The 15,857-nt window shown below is 59.5% G+C and carries 15 protein-coding genes; 6 read left to right on the top strand and 9 right to left on the bottom strand.

What is annotated here, in order from left to right:
• The first annotated feature begins 165 nt into the window (after nucleotides 1–165).
• Nucleotides 166–1,209 carry an SPFH domain-containing protein gene (locus BUE38_RS14975; RefSeq protein ID WP_073436044.1) on the top strand — a complete coding sequence of 348 codons (1,044 nt, stop codon included), beginning with the start codon at nucleotides 166–168 and terminating at the stop codon, nucleotides 1,207–1,209.
• 121 nt (nucleotides 1,210–1,330) lie between these two features.
• Here the strand turns inward: BUE38_RS14975 and gloA are convergent, their stop codons facing one another.
• Nucleotides 1,331–1,771 (bottom strand): lactoylglutathione lyase, encoded by a 441-nt coding sequence (gene gloA, locus BUE38_RS14980; RefSeq protein WP_073436045.1) that lies wholly within the window; start codon nucleotides 1,769–1,771, stop codon nucleotides 1,331–1,333.
• Between the two features lie 424 nt (nucleotides 1,772–2,195).
• Here gloA and BUE38_RS14985 point away from each other — a divergent pair, with 424 nt between their 5' ends.
• Both BUE38_RS14985 and BUE38_RS14990 read left to right on the top strand, forming a co-directional pair.
• Nucleotides 2,196–2,735, top strand: coding sequence for a DNA-3-methyladenine glycosylase I (locus BUE38_RS14985; RefSeq protein WP_073436046.1), 540 nt, complete (start codon nucleotides 2,196–2,198; stop codon nucleotides 2,733–2,735).
• Between the two features lie 37 nt (nucleotides 2,736–2,772).
• Nucleotides 2,773–3,870 carry a metal-dependent hydrolase gene (locus BUE38_RS14990; RefSeq protein ID WP_073436047.1) on the top strand — a complete coding sequence of 366 codons (1,098 nt, stop codon included), beginning with the start codon at nucleotides 2,773–2,775 and terminating at the stop codon, nucleotides 3,868–3,870.
• A 31-nt stretch (nucleotides 3,871–3,901) separates the two neighbouring features.
• Here the strand turns inward: BUE38_RS14990 and BUE38_RS14995 are convergent, their stop codons facing one another.
• Nucleotides 3,902–4,516, bottom strand: a complete 615-nt coding sequence (locus BUE38_RS14995; protein ID WP_073436048.1) for an FMN-dependent NADH-azoreductase — start codon at nucleotides 4,514–4,516, stop codon at nucleotides 3,902–3,904.
• Between the two features lie 228 nt (nucleotides 4,517–4,744).
• Complete coding sequence (locus BUE38_RS15000) at nucleotides 4,745–5,494, bottom strand: COG3650 family protein (RefSeq protein ID WP_073436049.1); 750 nt, start codon at nucleotides 5,492–5,494, stop codon at nucleotides 4,745–4,747.
• Between the two features lie 126 nt (nucleotides 5,495–5,620).
• On the opposite strand from BUE38_RS15000, the gene BUE38_RS23000 reads away from it, so the two are divergent.
• Complete coding sequence (locus BUE38_RS23000; protein WP_159438897.1) at nucleotides 5,621–5,797, top strand: hypothetical protein; 177 nt, start codon at nucleotides 5,621–5,623, stop codon at nucleotides 5,795–5,797.
• On the opposite strand, the gene metE is transcribed toward BUE38_RS23000, so the two are convergent.
• Complete coding sequence (metE, locus tag BUE38_RS15005) at nucleotides 5,788–8,088, bottom strand: 5-methyltetrahydropteroyltriglutamate--homocysteine S-methyltransferase (RefSeq protein WP_073436129.1); 2,301 nt, start codon at nucleotides 8,086–8,088, stop codon at nucleotides 5,788–5,790. The two genes, BUE38_RS23000 and metE, sit on opposite strands and share 10 nt — an antisense overlap.
• 104 nt (nucleotides 8,089–8,192) lie before the next feature.
• On the opposite strand from metE, the gene BUE38_RS15010 reads away from it, so the two are divergent.
• Nucleotides 8,193–9,107 carry a LysR family transcriptional regulator gene (locus BUE38_RS15010; protein WP_073436050.1) on the top strand — a complete coding sequence of 305 codons (915 nt, stop codon included), beginning with the start codon at nucleotides 8,193–8,195 and terminating at the stop codon, nucleotides 9,105–9,107.
• Between the two features lie 61 nt (nucleotides 9,108–9,168).
• Here BUE38_RS15010 and BUE38_RS15015 read toward each other — a convergent pair whose 3' ends face one another.
• The 5 genes from BUE38_RS15015 to BUE38_RS15035 all read right to left on the bottom strand — a co-directional run bounded on the left by BUE38_RS15015 (nucleotide 9,169) and on the right by BUE38_RS15035 (nucleotide 12,652).
• The gene (locus tag BUE38_RS15015) at nucleotides 9,169–9,582 is read right to left on the bottom strand and encodes a helix-turn-helix domain-containing protein (RefSeq protein ID WP_073436051.1); all 414 of its coding nucleotides are present in this window, start codon (nucleotides 9,580–9,582) and stop codon (nucleotides 9,169–9,171) included.
• A gap of 3 nt (nucleotides 9,583–9,585) precedes the next feature.
• Nucleotides 9,586–9,873 (bottom strand): type II toxin-antitoxin system HigB family toxin, encoded by a 288-nt coding sequence (locus BUE38_RS15020; RefSeq protein WP_073436052.1) that lies wholly within the window; start codon nucleotides 9,871–9,873, stop codon nucleotides 9,586–9,588.
• Between the two features lie 272 nt (nucleotides 9,874–10,145).
• The gene (locus BUE38_RS15025; RefSeq protein ID WP_073436053.1) at nucleotides 10,146–11,750 is read right to left on the bottom strand and encodes an ATP-binding protein; all 1,605 of its coding nucleotides are present in this window, start codon (nucleotides 11,748–11,750) and stop codon (nucleotides 10,146–10,148) included.
• A 4-nt stretch (nucleotides 11,751–11,754) separates the two neighbouring features.
• On the bottom strand, nucleotides 11,755–12,468 hold the full coding sequence (locus BUE38_RS15030; protein ID WP_073436054.1) for a winged helix-turn-helix domain-containing protein: 714 nt from the start codon (nucleotides 12,466–12,468) through the stop codon (nucleotides 11,755–11,757).
• A 4-nt stretch (nucleotides 12,469–12,472) separates the two neighbouring features.
• The gene (locus BUE38_RS15035) at nucleotides 12,473–12,652 is read right to left on the bottom strand and encodes a hypothetical protein (protein ID WP_073436055.1); all 180 of its coding nucleotides are present in this window, start codon (nucleotides 12,650–12,652) and stop codon (nucleotides 12,473–12,475) included.
• A 194-nt stretch (nucleotides 12,653–12,846) separates the two neighbouring features.
• Between BUE38_RS15035 and BUE38_RS15040 the strand changes: the two genes are divergently transcribed.
• Entirely contained in the window at nucleotides 12,847–15,738 is a 2,892-nt protein-coding gene (locus tag BUE38_RS15040; RefSeq protein ID WP_073436056.1) for a ribonucleoside-diphosphate reductase subunit alpha, read from the top strand.
• Nucleotides 15,739–15,857 lie beyond the last annotated feature (119 nt).

Below are 15,857 nucleotides of genomic sequence, written 5' to 3' on the forward strand. Positions count from 1 at the left end.
TGGTGTGGCGCGGTCTCGCGTCGGCCTGATGGCCGACGGCGGCACTTCCCTGTGCCGCCATTAACCCAACATGAAAGCATGCCGGGTTAATAACAGAATCACTCGACATGGGTAGCACAGGATGCTGCCCACATACCAACCGCCTCATCGTAGGGAGCTCTTATCATGTCCTTTATTCTCGGCCTCAGTCCTGGCCTCATCATCACTCTGGTAATCGCCGCGATCGCCCTGATCATGGTATTCAAGGGGCTGGTGATCGTGCAGGAATCAGAAGTGATGGTCATCGAGCGTCTCGGTGCCTACAACCGTACTTTGCAGCGCGGCGTAAACTTCATCATTCCATTCCTCGACAAGCCGCGCCCGATCAAGATGGTGCGCTACCAACGTCACGGTGCGGAATTCATTCCGCTGATGACCCACGAGACGCGCATCGATCTCCGTGAGTCGGTAATGGACTTCCCCTCCCAGCCGGTGGTCACTACCGACAACGTTACCGTGCGCATTGATGGCGCCATTTATTTCCAGATCATCGACCCGGCCAATGCGGTCTACAAGATCGAGAATATGAGTCAGGCGGTGGAAGTCCTCGCCAAGACCACATTGCGCTCAGTGGTCGGTCAGATGGAGCTCGACAGGATTTTCGAATCGCGCGCAGAGGTCAACGCGCTGATCAAGGAACAGATGGAAGAACCCGCCTCCAAGTGGGGAGTGTCGATCAATCGTATCGAGGTCCAGGACATCGAGATGCCCGAGGAGGTCAAGGAGGCCATGCACCTGCAGATGTCCGCCGAGCGCCGCCGCCGCGCAACGGTCACCGAAGCAGAAGGTGACAAGGCAGCAGCCATCGCCAAGGCTCAGGGACAGAAGGAATCCGCCATACTCAACGCTCAGGGCGACAAGGAAGCCGCCATCCTGCGGGCTCAGGGGGAAAGCCGCTCCATCGAGCTGGTACTGGGCTCGATGGGCGAAGGCGAACAGAACTCACGCACTGTCATCGGCTACCTGCTGGGCCAGTCGTACATTTCCATGCTGCCGGACATGGCCCGTGACGGCGAGCGCGTCTTCGTGCCCTACGAGAGTTCCGCTCTGCTGGGCGCCATGGGTGCCTTCCGCGACCTCAACGTCGACGATGCAGGCGTTGCCGACATTGCCCGGCGCGCCGCTGCCGCAGGCGGCATCACCGGCGCTGCCAGCGGCTCATCAAGCTGAGGTGTCAAGGCTCGCCACGCCTTCGCGTGGCGAGCAGTGCCGGTGACCGGCAATCGGTCACCGGCTTCTGCGTTAACCATCGGTGCTTTACCGACTACCGGTACTACCCCAGCTACCGGTACTACCAGCTACCCGTATTCTCCATTGATGCCCAGGGTTCCTGAGGCTCGAGAGCCTCTCCCTTCTGCAGCAGTTCCACAGAGATGCCATCCGGGCTGCGCACGAAGGCCATATGCCCGTCGCGCGGGGGACGGTTGATGGTGACGCCATTATCCTGCAGCTTCTGGCACAGGGCATAGATATCATCGACGCGATAGGCCAGGTGACCAAAGTTGCGTCCACCTTGATACTCTTCCGGATCCCAGTTCCAGGTCAGCTCCAGTTCCGGTGCCTGCAACTCGCTGGAGCGCGACTCATCTTCAGGCGCTGCGAGGAACACCAGAGTGAAGCGCCCCTTGTCATTTTCCTTGCGACGAACTTCCTTCAACCCCAGCAAGTCGCAATAGAACTGCAGTGAGGCATCGAGGTCGCTGACACGAACCATGGTGTGAAGAAATTGCATGGAGAAGGCTCCTATTGGTCAGGGGGCAGTGGGCACTATTAACATGGCAATCAAATAGCTCATCCTGATCGATTTGATTTTCGTCCGCACCACACTGGCGCAGATGCGTGGATCTGCTGGTGTGGTGCGGTCTCGCGTCGGCCTGATGGCCGACGACGGCACGTCCCTGTGCCGCCATTAACCCAACATGAAAGCATGCCGGGTTAATATCTGCGGCCCTTGTGGTTGATTTCAAGCGTACCAGGCAATGAAGGCCGGTACGCTGAAGGGTAACCCGGCGGTTCGCTTGCCGGGTTCATGGCGACACAGGCAGGTTCATGGTGTCACAGAAAGAGTGCCGCCATTGGATGACAATCGACCAGCCATGGATGATTCCCGGGACTGCCGATTCAGGACCGCCGATTAATGAACAAGGATACTCTGCATGAGCGAATACTGTGACTCTGCCCCGGGCCATGCGTTTCATGGGCCCTACCATGAGCACGAGTACGGCTTCCCGGTCAGCGACGAAAGCGAGCTGTTCGAGCGGCTGGTACTGGAAATCAACCAGGCGGGGCTTTCCTGGCTTACCGTGCTCAAGAAGCGCTCAGCCTTTCGCCTGGCCTTCGACCACTTCGATGTCGACCTGGTGGCCGCCTATGGCGATAAACAGCGCCAACGCCTGCTCAACGACGCCGGCATCATTCGCAACCGGCTCAAGGTCGATGCCGTCATCCACAATGCCCAGGTCATCCGCGACATGCGTGACAGCCATGGAGGCTTCTCCGGCTGGATCGAGGCGCATCATCCTCGCACACACGCCGAATGGGTCAAGCTGTTCAAGCGCACCTTCCGCTTTACCGGACCGGAGATCGTCAATGAATTTCTGATGAGCACCGGCTATCTGCCCGGCGCTCACCGTGATGACTGTCCCGTGCAACAGCGCATTGTGGCTGCCAGACCTGCCTGGCTGAGAAACCGTTGATGCTCCAGTCCGCCATCATGTATGGAGAAAGTCACGCATGGACTCGCTGACGCAAGCTACTCTCGGGGCCGCCATCGGTGGAGCAGTGCTGGGCCGACGTCTAGGCCGCAAGTCACTGGTCATCGGTGCCGCTCTGGGCACGCTGCCGGACCTCGACGTGGTCATCGACTATGGCGATGCCGTGGCCAATGTCACCTATCACCGTGGTTTCAGTCACTCGCTGTTCGTGCTCAGTGCGCTGGCCACCCTGTTGGCGCTATTGACCCGACGCCTGGCCCCGGCTCGAGACATCAGTCTGTCGCGGTGGTGGTGGCTATTCTGGCTATGCCTGATCACTCATCCACTGCTCGATGCTCTGACCACCTATGGCACTCAACTGTGGTGGCCACTCTCGGTCAGCCGTCCCAGCGCCAATCCGCTGGTGTTCATCATTGATCCTCTCTATACCCTGCCGCTGGCGGTGGGAGTAATTGCCGGCCTGGTATTGGGCAGCGAAGGTGGCATCCAACGCGCTGCTCGCTGGGCACTGGTCCTTTCAAGCCTCTACCTACTGATGTCACTGGGCATTCGCAGCTGGGTCGACGACCGGGTAACCCCGGCACTGGCTGAACACCAGCTCGACCAGGCTCCTCGGCTGATACAGCCAACCCCCTTCAACATCCTGCTGTGGCGAGTCACGGCAATCGACCAGAACCGTTATGCCGAGACTACTGTTGGTGTCTTCGATGGGGATACGCCCCCTGTGATCGAGATATTCCAGCGTGGTGCCGAACTCGAGCCCATTGCCCAGGCAACCGCCAAGGGGCAGCGTCTCAACTGGTTTGCTGGCCCCTTTCTGAGCTATGACATCATGTATCACCAGGGGCATCAGTGGCTGATGGCCACGGACCTGCGTCTGGGATTCCCCGGCTACCATCCCTTCCGCTTTGCCATTGCGGAGCGTACCGATGCCACCACGGAGTGGCTCTCCCTGGTACCGACCCAACAGATTTCCGAGGAAGGGCAACGCAGCTCTCTGGCGAGACTCTTCCAGCGACTGACTTCGCCGACGCCGCCGCTCTGCATCAGTGAGCTGATCGCGCCTCGCTTCCGCTCGGAGATACCTGCTGAATGCACAGACGCCCGACCTCATTGAGGTACGGGCGCCATGGTGGTTTTCCGCCGAACTACAGCGCTTTGACCAGCGTCTCGATCTGTTGATGAGCTTCGGTAAGTGCCGCTTCCTTGGCGTCATCACCCATGTTCAGGCCTTCGGCAAACACACTGTCGAGCTGCGAGATGCCCATCAGTCCCAGCATATGGGAGATATGTGGTGTCTGGGAGTCCATCGGGGTACCGGCGTACTTGCCACCTCGCGCCCCCAACAGAATCGCACGCTTGCCTTCCACCAGACCAACCGGACCGTTCTCGGTATAACGGAAGGTTCTGCCTGCGCGCAGTACACGGTCGAACCAGGCCTTGAGCTGGGAAGGAATTCCCAGGTTGTACATCGGAACCGCCAGCACGATGACATCGTGATCGAGCACTTCGGAGATCAAGTCATCCGAGCGAGCCGCCAATTCACGCTGAGCAGCACTACGCTCCTCCTCAGGCACCTGCCAGCTGGACAGCTCCTCCAGGCCAAGATGCGGTAGGTCATCGGCCACCACATCGCGTAATGTCAGTGATACGCCTTCGCGCTGCTCCGCTGCACGCTGGAAGGACTGCGCCAGACCGAGGGACTGGCCATGGGTACCGAGAATCGAGGAAGTGACCACGAGCACACGAGTTGAGTCGGACATCAGAATCTCCTTGAGAGTGAGTCAGGCTGATGTACGACATTCTATGTGCTATTTTTTCGACGAAAAGCGCAAATATCTGCATACCACGTTCGATATAATCGAAAATACTGCATCAGCAGTACGCCACGAGCCATGGGTGCTATCACTCCAGGTATGGCCCGTGGCCCGTGGCCCGTGGTCCGTAGCTCGTAGCTCGTAGCTCGTAGCTCGTAGCTTATCGTGACCAGTTCAGGGAGCAATGCCCTGCCCGCAGCCTCGCAACTGCTGGCCATTGACGTTCATCGTCACCTTCGCCGGCCAGGGGGTGCCGGACATATCGTCGAAACAGGCTCCAGCTTCGATGCGCAACTCGAAGGGGGCATCGGAGCGGCCACTGGCAAGGATCACCCGTCCGACCCCATTATCGAGCGTGGTCACGCGATAGGGCACGTCCACCTGACGCTCGCCATAGTCCAGCGACATCTTGATACGCGGCACGTCGTTGGCCAGTTCCACCGACCAACCGGGTTCATTGCCGCGCGCATAGAACATCACCCCTGGCTTGTCGGAGCGACGCAGCGAGTCACGGCGCGTAACCGCCTCACACTCGAGGCGCCCTCGTTCGCTCTCGACAACCCCCTCATCCCCCTTGAGCCACACACTGAGATTCCCCTGCTGATAGCGAGTACCGCTGGCCACTACCGACTGCGGTAGCTCCGCGGCACTCTGGGAGGACCACAGGCGCAGCGAGTCCTGCTGAGCCGCAGTCACCATGTCCTGAGAGGGTGTGCAACGCCAGCCGACAAATTCCCCGGCGCTGCCGACAAAAAGCGATGACGGCAAGTATGGAGCCTTACTCTGGTCACCAATCTGTGCATTGGAGTCCTCGCTCTCCACAAGCACCGGGGTGGTGTTCGTGGCACACCCACCCAACCAGAGGGCCCCGAACAACACCGTGGCCGTTGCATAACCCCGGGCAGAAAGCGTGAATCGCGACATGGCTGACTCCTGATTTGGCAAGACGATGGGTAGCGGAACGCTCTACCCAATACCGTTTACCTTATATTACATCGACTTGCCAGCAGTTCCGCCGTTATTAACCCGGCATGCTTTCATGTTGGGTGAATGGCGGCACAGGGACGTGCCGCCGTCGGCCATCAGGCCGACGCGAGACCGCACCACACCACCAGATCCGCGCATCTGCGCCAGTGGGGTGCGGACGAAAATCAAATCAATCAGGATGAGCTATTTGATTGCCATGTTAATAGCACCAGGGCCAGTGCGCGATTCGCTCAAGCATGACGGCGCCGCAACACCTTCGCTGCCTCGACCATATTGGCCAGTGCCGGCCTCACCTCCTCCCAATGGCGAGTCTTGAGACCACAATCCGGATTGACCCACAGACGCTCCAGCGAGATGCGCTCAGCGGCCTTCTCCATCAGTGCGACCATCCAGTCGATATCCGGCAGGTTTGGCGAGTGGATGTCATAGACGCCCGGACCGATCTCGTTGGGATAGTCGAAATCACGGAAGGCATCGAGCAGCTCCATGTTGGAACGCGAAGTCTCGATGGTGATGACATCAGCATCCAGGGCGGCAATAGCATTGATGATGTCATTGAACTCCGAATAGCACATATGGGTATGGATCTGGGTGGTATCAGACACACCGGAGGACGACAGACGGAAGGCTTCCACGGCCCAGTTCAGATAGCCCGCCCATTCGCTGCGGCGTAGAGGCAACCCTTCGCGCAGCGCCGGCTCATCGATCTGGATGGCACGGATACCGGCCTGCTCCAGGTCTCGGACTTCGTCGCGCAGCGCCAGGGCGACCTGTCGACAGGTCACCGCACGGGCCTGGTCATCACGCACAAACGCCCATTGCAGCATGGTCACCGGGCCGGTGAGCATGCCTTTCATCGGCGCAGCGGTCAGCGACTGGGCATAGGCGCTCCAGGTAACCGTCATGGCCCTGGGCCGTGATACATCACCGTACAGGATGGGCGGCTTGACGCAGCGAGAGCCATAGCTCTGCACCCAACCGAATCGCGTGAAGGCATAGCCATCGAGCTGTTCGCCGAAATACTCGACCATGTCGTTACGCTCGGCCTCACCATGCACCAGCATGTCGAGCCCCAATTTTTCCTGCACACGCACGGCTTCAGCGATCTCGGCCTTCATCTGCGCTGCATAGTCAGCCTCCGACAACTCGCCGGCCCTATGGCGTCGGCGCGCCGCTCGGATCTCCACGGTCTGCGGAAAGGAGCCGATGGTGGTGGTCGGGAACAATGGCAGCCCCAACACGCGGCGCTGTGCCTCGGCACGTCGAGGGTACCGACTGGCTCGCTGACTATCGGCAGCGGTCAGGCCAGCAAGGCGCTCGGCAACCTCAGGCCGATGGATGCGCGGGGAAGTACGACGCGAGGCCAGTGCCGTGGTCGATGCCTGCAGACGACTTTCGTCCTCGTCGGTGGCACGGCCTCCCAGCAGACGAGCCAGGGTCACTGTCTCGTCCAGCTTCTGCCGCGCAAAGGCCAGCCAGCTCTTGAGCTCGGCATCCAGCTCAGTCTCTCGCGCCAGGTCCACCGGGACGTGCAACAGAGAGCAGCTCGGCGCAATCCACAGTCGATCTCCCAGCCGCTGTGCTACGGAGGTCAGGCGATCACGCACCTCGGCGAGGTCGGTGCGCCAGATATTGCGACCATCGATGGCCCCGACGGACAGCACCTTGTGTGGCAGCAAGCGATCAACCAGCAGATCAACTTCTCCCGGCGCACGGACAGCATCCACATGCAGGCCATCCACCGGCAAGCCCAGAGCCAGCGACAGGTTATCGCCGAGAGCACCAAAGTACGCCGCCACGAGCAGCTTGACCGGTGTCGCCTGGAGACGGAAGTAGGCACGTTCATAGGCGGCCTTCCAGTTGCCTGGCAGGTCCAGCGCCAGGGCCGGCTCGTCGAGTTGCACCCACTCCACTCCCTGAGCCGCCAGGCGCTGCAGAACTTCGGCATAGACATCCAACACGCCATCCAGCAGGCTCAGGCGATCCAGCGACTCTCCCGCACGCTCCTTGCCGAGCCATAGCCAGCTCAAGGGCCCGGTCAGCACGACCTTGACGGCATGCCCATCGGCACGGGCCTCTTCCACCTCGGAAAACAGGCGGGTACTGGCCAGGCGGAAATGCTGATCAGCGTGCAATTCCGGCACCAGATAGTGGTAGTTGGTATCGAAATACTTGGTCATCTCGCAGGCAGCCGCCGGCTGGCCGCTGGGTGCGCGACCACGAGCCATGCGGAAGGTGGTATCGAGGTCGATCTCACCCCGAGCGATTTCATCCTCGGCGTTGAAGCGTTCCGGCACCACACCCAGCAGCAGTGAAGTATTGAGTACCTGGTCATAGAAGGCAAAGTCACCAACGGTTACCAGATCCAGTCCCGACTGCCGCTGTATCTGCCAGTTCTCGCGACGCAGCTCACGCCCGACCTCCTCCAGCTCACTGCGAGACATATCGCCCTGCCAGTAGGCTTCAGTGGCACGCTTGAGCTGACGGTCATCGCCGATACGCGGATAACCACAAATATGAGAGATAGTCATGTTGAAGCCTATTGACCATGAATGATGCAACAGAGTGTCTCTGGCCATGAGGTGGTGAATCAAACTAAACTTACTAATACTCAACATGAAAACGGTTCAACAGAATGCTTGAATTCCGCCACTTGCGCACACTGATCGCCTTACGCGACGCAGGATCTCTCGTCGAAGCGGCCGAGCGCGTGCACCTGACCCAATCGGCCCTATCGCATCAGCTCAAGGATCTTGAAGAGCGTCTCGGCAGCCCGCTGTTCCTGCGCAAGACACGTCCGGTGGAGTTCACCCGCGCCGGGCTGCGTCTGTTGCAGCTCGCAGAACAGGTGCTGCCCCAGGTACGTATGGCAGAGCGTGACCTCGCGCGCCTGGTCGGCAACGAGCAGGGACGGTTGCATATGGCCATCGAATGCCACAGCTGCTTCCAGTGGCTGATGCCCACCGTCGACCACTTCCGTGACCACTGGCCGGAGGTCGAGATCGACATTCCCGGTGGCCATCACTTCGATCCGCTACCAGCACTGGCCCGTGAGCAACTCGACCTGGTCATTACCGCCGACCCTCAGCCCCTCAATGGTGTCCATTATGAGCCACTGTTCCGCTACGAGGGATTGCTGGCCGTGGCACGCCAGCACCCACTGGCAGGCCGTGCCTTCATCGAGCCCGAACAGCTCGCCGATCAAACATTGATCACCTATCCGGTCGAGCATTCGCGACTGGACGTATTTACTCAGTTCCTCGAACCCGCTGGCGTGTCACCCAAAGAGATCCGCACGGCCGAACTGACGATCATGATGATGCAGCTGGTCGCCAGTGGACGTGGCGTCTGCTCCCTGCCCAACTGGGCGTTGACCGAATATCTGGAGCGTGACTACGTCAAGGCGGTGGCACTGGGCGAGGAAGGTGTGTGGAGCACGCTGTTCGCCGCGATCCGCGATGAGCAGCGAGACGCTCCCTGGATGGCGGACTTTCTGCGCACTGCACGGGAAACATCCTTTGCCGTACTGGAGGGGATCAAGCCGGCCTGATGGCCAGAGGCAGCAACGAGCTGCGAGTCCGCGAGCGCCGAGCAACTGTCCAGTGCAGCCATTACGCCCGGCGATCCCTGAACACATCCGTCGGCACGCGAAAGCGCGTGGAGATTTCACAGATCTGCCGCCAGTTCAGGGAACGTTTGCCGGAGAGAATGGCAGACACCACCGACTGGGCCCCCACTTCAGGCAGATCCCTCTGGCTGAGACCGTGCTCTGCCATGAGATAGCGCAGGACATCAACGCCAGAGACCTCAGGCATGGCCCGATGCGCTTCATCGTAGGCTTCGATGACATCTCCCAGACGCGCAGCAAGACTCGTCAGTGGATGATTTTCATCATCACCGATCATGTCCAGAAGGTCATCCAATGCTTCTACCTTGGCATCATACTCAGCCTCGTCACGAGGTTCCGAAAGCAGGGGAGCAACATGTGTCCAGTGCATGGCAGCCTGGTCAAGGATGGCATTCATGAGTCACTCCTTCCATTTGCCCTTGTCATACGCTTTGTGATCAAGGATGTCACGGATATAGACACGCTTGCCCCGATAGTGAACGATTGCAATTAATCTGATCTTATTGCCGCCTATATCGAATACATGATGACGCCCGACCTTGTCGGTAGCAGGAAAAATGCTCTTCATGGCAGCAAAGTCATCGGGCTCGCTTGCCTTCATGATGCGATACCACGCATCAAGCGCGCCGGCAGCCTGTGGCCACCGTTCCCTGGCTTCCCAAATGCGCTTCTGGGTAATGATGTGCATACACGCGTCCCTGTACCATCACAATCAGAATATAGCACAATGCTTTAAATAGCAAAGTGCTATATTTTGCCGTAACCGGAACGGACACCGAGATGCCCTCCGCGCTCCATACCGGCCTGCTGTTGATGTTGTCACTGTCGGATAAGGGTCGGCGAGCTACCCAGCGCAGCAATGATGAAGCAGTACCAGAAGCGGTGTTCGGATTCCAGATGCATAACCCAGCTCTGTCTCATAGCTGCTCGTGACTCGCAGCTCGTAGCCCGCTGCTGCAGTTACGGCCTCCGCGGCAGTATCAGCGAGAAGCGCGCGCCATGCAGAGTGGGACTTTCATCAACGGTGACGCTACCTCCATGCCAGGCCATGACCTTCTGCACGATCGACAGTCCGAGGCCATAACCGCCGGAACGCCTGGCACGGCTGTCATCGAGGCGCGCAAAGGGCTTGAAGATATCCTGACGGGATTCCGGTGGTACGCCGTCACCATCATCCTCGACGTCCAGACGGACCAGACGCGCTTCAGCATGCAGACTGACTGTCACCTGCTGGTGAGCATGGCGACAGGCATTGCCCACCAAATTCTGGACCGCACGCTGTAGATAGCGTGCATCGGCGTTGATCTCGATCTCGTCACCGTCCACCAGGTGCACATCGAGATTACCGTGCAACGGCATCAAGGCATCGATGACCCGTTCACAGATTTCACGCAACTCCAGCGGTGCCGGCAGTGTATCCACACCATTGATGCTTTCACTGTCGAGCCGCGCATAGGTGAGAATTTCATCGATCAGATCATCAAGTTCGTCGATATCGCTATCCACACCCTGCAACTGACGGCGAACCAGCGGATCTTCAGACATGTCCTCGACCATCTGCACCGCAAAGCGTATACGTGCCACCGGAGTACGCAGCTCATGGGATACGGCCCGGATCATGTCCTGCTGAGCACGCAACAACGACTGTACCTGCGAGGCCATTCCATTGAATGCCATACCCACTCGGCCCAGGAAGTCGCCGCTCTCGACCTTGACTCGCGTTTCGAGGCGGCCATTGGCCAGACGCGTCGCCGCCATCTCGAGACGTGCCATACGCGCCTCGATGCCCCGTACAATCAAGTAGATAACCACCGCCAGCACCGCCATCAGCACCACCAGCAGCGAGGCCTGAAGCGCTGGCGGCATGGTTTCGTATGCCGCCAACGGGCCAACTGTCAGCCAACAAACCGGCTCACCGGGAGGTCGTAACTCCATGAACATGACCACCGACCAATGCTCAGGGAGTAGACGCATCAAGACATCGCCCTGGGCAAGGTGCTCCAACTGGCGATCATCGAGGACTTCCGGAGGCTCACGACTGAGGGCAATCGGCAACGCGCCCTCTCCGAGTCCCTCCAGGCGAACCTGACGCTCCCCAGCCTTGACCGCCGTCAACCAGCCTCCCGCCAGTCGCGTCAGGCCACGTAACTGACGTTCGGTCATGCCGACCATGGATACCTGGAGCACCTGATCGCCGGAAGGCATCAGACGACGGAACCGCCAGCCGTGCTCACTGACCTGATCGACCAGTACACCGCCGCGCTGCATGCGGATACGCGAAAAATAGCCGGGTGACAGGGAGGCCAAGGCTACCAGCTCCATGGACATGTCCAACCCCATCGACTGTTCCTTCAACCAGGCGTCACGCTCAGCGGAGGGAATATCCTCGATCATCTCGGTCAACAGCAGCATCGGAGCTGTTGCGAGACTCTCGCGATAGTGCTCAAGCCGCACCTTGTCGACCAATGCCAGGCCAGACATGGCCACCCCGAGCGCCAGCACCAGGGTAGCCGCCAGCATGACGTATACCCGCAGAAAAGTGCTGTCAGCCAGGGTCCGGCGCATCAGATCAGCTGTCCTTTACGAACAGATATCCTTTACTCCGCACCGTCTTGATGCGGTGGGGATGATGTGGGTCGTCGCCAACCTTGGGACGAATCCGCGAGACACGAACGTCGATCGAACGATCCTGACCGTCATACCGTATCCCACGCAGTTGAGAGAATATTTCCTCACGGGTCAGTACACGGCCAGCATGGCTGGCCAGCAACCACAGTAGATCGAACTCTGCGCTGGTCAGATCGATACGGTCTCCTCGCAACCATGCCTCGCGAGTGGCATTGTCGATCTCCAGATCGCGGAAGGCCAGGCGTGTATCAGCACTGCTATCGGCGGCATCCAGACGTCTCAGCAAGGCGCGCATTCGAGCCAGGAGGACTCGCGGCTGAACTGGCTTGGGCACGTAGTCATCCGCCCCCATCTCCAACCCGAGTACCTGATCCATATCATCCGTGCGTGCCGTCAGCATAAGGATCGGGCCCGGATAGTCACTGCGCACCCGTCGACAGATCGATAACCCATCCTCTCCGGGCAGCATCAGATCCAGTATCACCAGATCCGGTTGTATTGCGAGAATGCGTTCGACTCCTCTGGCACCATCTTCCTCGATCGTGACACGAAATCCATTGGCTTCGAGATAATCTCGCGTCAACCCAGCAAGGCGCTCGTCATCCTCGATAATAAGTACATGATCCTGGGCACGTTGATCCTGGCGGTCTTCCATACAGTCACTCTAGTCCTTTGAGTTGGCAGGAAATCACGTTCTTGAAAAAATTTGCCACGCCAGAGCGATCGAGCAAAGCCCTGGGCAATTTTCCAAGCATACCCGAAAATTTCGTTTTCGCCTTCCTCCCCACTAAAGCAGTATCCGAACCGCCCCATCCCCGCTCTTCCAGCGCATCGGCCATTCTACCCTCTGCTTCACCACAGTTCTTCCACAGACTTATCCACTTGCCGACACCACAAAACCACACTATCTTGTGTTCGAAATATCCAGAGACACCATATAATGTGTCTCTAGCAGTTGTCGCGACTGACTGTCAACCGACATTTCCGCACGACATTTCCACACCGATATCAGCAGGAAGGGAGCCTCGGCGCCATGGAAACCCTCGCATCTCCGGACCAAACGTCCGTGTCCGTCACAGCACCTCAGGCACTACGTGTGATCAAGCGCACTGGTGATGTGGTGCCGTTTGACGCTGGCAAGATTGCCGTCGCCATGAGCAAGGCATTCATTGCCGTCGAGGGAGACAATGCCGCGACCTCCAGCCGCGTGCGTGACTTCGTCAAGGAGTCCTCGGACGCCATTCTGAACACCTTCGCGCGCCGCATGCCGGATGGCGGCACCATCCATATCGAGGATGTCCAGGACCAGGTCGAGCTGGCCCTGATGCGCAGTGGCGAGCAGAAGGTCGCCCGCGCCTATGTACTGTACCGTGAGGAACACGCTCGGGCGCGTGAGGACAGCGGTATCCAGAAGCCTCACCCGACGCTGAACGTCACCGGTATCGACGGCAACCGTCGACCGCTGGATCTCGGCCGCGTCGAAACGCTGGTCTTCGATGCCTGTGAAGGTCTGGAGCACGTCGATCCCAACAGGATCGTTCAAGACTCGCTCAAGAATCTCTACGACGGTGTGACCATCGATGGTGTCTCCCAGGCACTGATGATGACCGCACGCACCCTGGTGGAGAAGGATCCCAATTACACCTACGTCACCGCCCGCCTGCTGCAGGACAACCTGCGCCGCGAAGCGCTGTCGTTCCTCGGTATCGCTGAGGATGCAACCTACGGCGACATGGCTGAGCTCTACAAGCCGGCCTTCCTGGCCTATATCGAGCGCGGCATCGAATTCGAGCAGCTGGATCCCCAGCTCGCCGACTTCGACCTCCAGCGTCTGGCAGATGCGCTCGATCACAGCCGTGATAACCAGTTTACCTACCTCGGTCTACAGACACTCTACGACCGCTACTTCCTCCACCGTGACGATGTCCGCTATGAACTGCCCCAGGTGATGTTCATGCGTGTGGCCATGGGTCTGGCGCTGAATGAGGAAGATCGCGAAGGTCGTGCCATCGAGTTCTATGAGTTGCTGTCGAGCTTCGACTACATGTCCTCGACGCCAACGCTGTTCAATGCCGGCACTCTGCGTAGCCAGCTATCCAGCTGCTACCTCACCACCGTGCCCGACGACCTCGACCAGATCTACAGCGCGATTCGCGACAACGCCATGCTCTCCAAGTGGGCCGGTGGTCTGGGGAATGACTGGACACCGGTTCGTGCCCTGGGCTCCTGGATCAAGGGCACCAATGGCAAGTCTCAGGGGGTGGTACCGTTCCTCAAGGTGGTCAACGACACCGCCGTGGCCGTCAACCAGGGTGGCAAGCGCAAGGGGGCGGTCTGTGCCTATCTGGAGACCTGGCACCTGGACGTCGAGGAGTTCCTCGACCTGCGCAAGAACACGGGCGACGACCGTCGCCGTACCCACGACATGAACACTGCCAACTGGGTGCCAGACCTGTTCATGAAGCGGGTATTCGATGATGGTGAGTGGACGCTGTTCTCACCCTCCACCTGCCCGGATCTGCATGATCTCTATGGAGTGGCCTTCGAGAAGCGCTACAGCGAATACGAGGAGATGACCCGCAACGGCCAGCTCAAGCTGTTCAAGCGCCTCAAGGCCCGTGATCTGTGGCGCAAGATGCTGTCGATGCTGTTCGAGACCGGCCACCCCTGGATCACCTTCAAGGATCCGTGCAACATCCGCAGTCCGCAGAGCCACGCCGGTGTGGTGCACAGCTCCAACCTGTGCACCGAAATCACACTCAACACCAGTGTCGACGAGATCGCGGTGTGCAACCTCGGCTCAATCAACCTTGCCCAGCATGTGGTCGACGGCAAGCTCGATGGCGACAAGCTCAAGAAGAGCGTACGTACTGCCGTGCGTATGCTGGATAACGTCATCGACATCAACTACTACGCGGTGCCCCAGGCGAAGAACTCGAACTTCAAGCACCGCCCGGTGGGCCTCGGCATCATGGGCTTCCAGGATGCGCTCTACGCCCAGGGCATCGCCTACGCCAGCGACGAGGCTGTGGTCTTCGCCGATGAGTCCATGGAGCTGGTCAGCTACCACGCCATCGAGGCATCCAGTGATCTCGCCGCCGAGCGCGGCCGCTACGAGAGCTTCGAAGGTTCGCTGTGGAGCCAGGGCGTACTGCCCATCGACTCCATCGAGAAGCTCAAGGCCGAGCGCGGCGAGCAATACATCGAGGTCGACACCAGTCAGACCCAGGACTGGGACCGCATCCGCAACAAGGTGCGTGAACAGGGCATGCGTAACTCCAATGTGATGGCTATCGCTCCCACCGCCACCATCTCCAATATCTGTGGCGTCACTCAGTCGATCGAACCGACCTATCAGAACCTGTTCGTCAAATCGAACCTGTCCGGTGAGTTCACCGTGGTCAATGCGTTCATGGTCAACGACCTCAAGGAGCGCGGCCTGTGGGACGAGGTCATGATCAATGACCTCAAGTACTACGACGGTAGTGTGCAGCCCATCGACCGTATCCCGGAAGACCTCAAGGCGCGCTATGCGACCGCCTTTGAAGTCGAGCCGAAGTGGCTGGTCGAGGCCGCCTCGCGTCGCCAGAAGTGGATCGATCAGGCGCAGTCGCTGAACCTTTACATCCAGGGCGTCTCAGGCAAGAAGCTCGACGTGACCTACCGCATGGCGTGGTTCCGTGGTCTCAAGACCACCTATTACCTGCGTGCTCTGGGTGCCACGTCAGTCGAGAAGTCCACCGTAAACCGCGGCAAGCTCAATGCAGTCAGCAATGGTTCGGCACCGGAGGCAGCCCCTGCGCCGACAACGGAGCCCTCGAAGCCCGAGCCGCGTGGCATCGAAGACTTCCTGACAGGCAAGGGCGGCCAGCGCCCACCGTCCGCGAGTGAGATCGACGAACTGGGCTGCGAGGCCTGCCAGTAATCAAGAACAGCGAGGGCGGCACGGCTTGCCGAGCCGCCAGCACACAGAACTGCAATGAGGCTTCTCGAAGCTCGAAGCTCGAAGCTCGAAGCTCGAAGCTCGAAGCCATCATCAACCGG

The organism is Halomonas cupida (assembly GCF_900142755.1).
Lineage (GTDB): Bacteria > Pseudomonadota > Gammaproteobacteria > Pseudomonadales > Halomonadaceae > Halomonas > Halomonas cupida.

Excerpts from the sequence above, each read along its gene's own strand:
- BUE38_RS23000 (WP_159438897.1), top strand. The coding sequence starts at position 5,621 with ATGGCGGCACAGGGACGTGCCGCCGTCGGCCATCAGGCCGACGCGAGA.
- BUE38_RS14985 (WP_073436046.1), top strand. The coding sequence starts at position 2,196 with ATGAGCGAATACTGTGACTCTGCCCCGGGCCATGCGTTTCATGGGCCC.
- BUE38_RS14975 (WP_073436044.1), top strand. The coding sequence starts at position 166 with ATGTCCTTTATTCTCGGCCTCAGTCCTGGCCTCATCATCACTCTGGTA.
- BUE38_RS15015 (WP_073436051.1), bottom strand. The coding sequence starts at position 9,582 with ATGAATGCCATCCTTGACCAGGCTGCCATGCACTGGACACATGTTGCT.
- BUE38_RS15010 (WP_073436050.1), top strand. The coding sequence starts at position 8,193 with ATGCTTGAATTCCGCCACTTGCGCACACTGATCGCCTTACGCGACGCA.
- BUE38_RS15040 (WP_073436056.1), top strand. The coding sequence starts at position 12,847 with ATGGAAACCCTCGCATCTCCGGACCAAACGTCCGTGTCCGTCACAGCA.
- BUE38_RS14995 (WP_073436048.1), bottom strand. The coding sequence starts at position 4,516 with ATGTCCGACTCAACTCGTGTGCTCGTGGTCACTTCCTCGATTCTCGGT.
- BUE38_RS15000 (WP_073436049.1), bottom strand. The coding sequence starts at position 5,494 with ATGTCGCGATTCACGCTTTCTGCCCGGGGTTATGCAACGGCCACGGTG.
- BUE38_RS14990 (WP_073436047.1), top strand. The coding sequence starts at position 2,773 with ATGGACTCGCTGACGCAAGCTACTCTCGGGGCCGCCATCGGTGGAGCA.
- BUE38_RS15035 (WP_073436055.1), bottom strand. The coding sequence starts at position 12,652 with ATGGCCGATGCGCTGGAAGAGCGGGGATGGGGCGGTTCGGATACTGCT.
- gloA (WP_073436045.1), bottom strand. The coding sequence starts at position 1,771 with ATGCAATTTCTTCACACCATGGTTCGTGTCAGCGACCTCGATGCCTCA.
- BUE38_RS15020 (WP_073436052.1), bottom strand. The coding sequence starts at position 9,873 with ATGCACATCATTACCCAGAAGCGCATTTGGGAAGCCAGGGAACGGTGG.
- BUE38_RS15025 (WP_073436053.1), bottom strand. The coding sequence starts at position 11,750 with ATGCGCCGGACCCTGGCTGACAGCACTTTTCTGCGGGTATACGTCATG.
- BUE38_RS15030 (WP_073436054.1), bottom strand. The coding sequence starts at position 12,468 with ATGGAAGACCGCCAGGATCAACGTGCCCAGGATCATGTACTTATTATC.
- metE (WP_073436129.1), bottom strand. The coding sequence starts at position 8,088 with ATGACTATCTCTCATATTTGTGGTTATCCGCGTATCGGCGATGACCGT.